The sequence below is a fragment of the Nocardioides sp. NPDC057772 genome (genome assembly GCF_042798075.1).
GTDB lineage: Bacteria > Actinomycetota > Actinomycetes > Propionibacteriales > Nocardioidaceae > Nocardioides.
Genome location: NZ_JBHVKN010000369.1, coordinates 1 through 2,083 on the forward strand (window position 1 = coordinate 1; position 2,083 = coordinate 2,083).

The 2,083-nt window shown below is 69.0% G+C and carries 2 protein-coding genes; both read left to right on the forward strand.

The window, feature by feature from the left end; genetic code table 11:
• On the forward strand, positions 1-701 hold a 701-nt coding region (locus tag ACFVJS_RS27755; RefSeq protein WP_378886767.1), incomplete at its 5' end, for a helix-turn-helix domain-containing protein.
• Positions 702-786: 85 nt separating this feature from the next.
• The coding region (locus ACFVJS_RS27760) for an alkane 1-monooxygenase (protein WP_378886768.1) at positions 787-2,083 on the forward strand (1,297 nt) is incomplete at its 3' end.

A 2,083-nucleotide genomic window follows, 5' to 3' on the forward strand; every position in this document is an offset into this window, starting at 1 on the left:
GCGTCTCCCCCTCCGAGCTGTACGCCGCCCTAGGTTGCCATCCGGTCAACATCCCGGGCCACGTCGCCCTGGTCGCGCGTGCGCTCTCCGCCGACTCGATCGAGCAGCTGGAGCCGGCGCTCACCGCCGTCACCCGCCGGATGGGCCGGCCGCAGTCCGTGCTGGTCAACCCCGGCGGCCCGCAGAGGTGGGCCTGGATCGCGCTCGGAGAAGCGCCCGAGACCGTGAGGGACACCGGGATCGATCCGGCATCCGTCCGGGTGACGATGGGCGTGGGCGGGAGCGGGTTGGACGGCTTCGTCGCAGCCCACCAGGACGCCCAGGCGGCCCAGCGGGTCGCGCTGGCGCCGGGTCGGCACGAGCCGGTGACCGCCTACGACGATGTGGCCGCTCTGGTCCTCGTCGCGCACGACCCCGATGCCGCCGCGCGCTTCACCCGGGCGACGCTGCGCGGTCTGGCCGACCGGTCCCACGGGCGGCTCCGCGAGACCGTGCGTGAGGTGCTCACCTCGGGCGAGACGGCGGACCGGCTCGCGGAGCGGCTCGGCATCCACAAGAACACGATCCGCTACCGGGTGTCCCAGGCCGAGCGGCTTCTCGGGCATCCCCTACGAGAACGAGCCGGCGACCTGCTGCTGGCGCTCGACTACCACGACGCCTTCCTCGCGAACGCGACTGTGAAAATGCACAGTAATTGGTGATCGATTCGGCCTGATCGCCCAAAGACTCCTGGGGCTGCTTACGTCCATTCTGACAAGAGACGTAACCGGCATCACAGGAGGCACGATGACACTCGACGCCAGCGGCACCGTCGACAGGGGCTCCACCGAGAGGTGGCGGGACAGGAAGCGCTATCTGTGGCTCCTCGGCCTGGTGGTCCCGTCCTTCGCTTTCATCGCGGTCGGCGGCTACGCCCTGACCGGCTGGGGCGTGTTCCTGTGGACCGGGCCGATCGTCGTCCTCCTCATCGTCCCGGCCATCGACTTCGCGGCGGGTCTGGACCGCTCCAACCCGCCCGACGACGTCATCGAGGAGCTCGAGGAGGACCGGTACTACCGCTACATCACCTTCGCGTTCCTCCCGATCCAGTACGCCGGGTTCGTCTTCGCGATGTACCTGATCGCGACCCAGGACTGGCCGTTGGCGCACAAGATCGGGCTGGCACTCACCATCGGGTTCATCGGTGGCATCGGCATCAACACCGCCCACGAGCTCGGCCACAAGAAGGAGAGCCACGAGCGCTGGCTGTCCAAGATCGCGCTCGCGCAGAGCTTCTACGGACACTTCTACATCGAGCACAACCGCGGCCACCACGTGCGCGTCGCGACGCCGGAGGACCCGGCCTCGTCCCGGATGGGCGAGAACCTCTACGGCTTCTGGTTCCGCACCGTGTCCGGGTCGCTCACGAGCGCCTGGGGCCTGGAGGCCAAGCGCTACCGGCGGAAGGGCACCCACCCGTTCCATCTCGGCAACGACGTCCTCAACGCGTGGCTGATGAGCGTAGGGCTGTGGACCGCCATGACGCTCTGGCTGGGCGTCGGGATCTTGCCCTACCTGATCCTCCAGGCCGTCATCGGGTTCTCGCTGCTGGAGATCGTCAACTACCTGGAGCACTACGGGATGCTGCGGCAGAAGACCACCTCGGGCCGCTACGAGCGGGTGCTGCCGATGCACTCGTGGAACTCCAACAACATCGCCACGAACGTGCTCCTCTACCACCTGCAGCGGCACAGCGACCACCATGCCAACCCGACCCGGCGCTACCAGACGCTGCGTGACTACCGGGAGTCCCCGGCCCTGCCGACCGGCTACGCCGGGATGATCGTCCTGGCCCTGATCCCGCCGCTGTGGCGCCGGGTGATGGACAAGCGCGTGGTCGCGCACTTCGACGGCGACGTACGGCTCGCCAACGTACGCCCCGGCCGGCTCGACAAGCTGCTCGCCACGTTCCCGCCTCCGGCCGGGACGGTGGTCGAGGAGCTCGACGACGTGACCCGGCAGACGTTCGACGACGAGGTGGCGGCCGGCCGCTGCCCCGGGTGCGGCTACACCTACCGCGTCGAGGAGGGCAACGAGGCGGAGG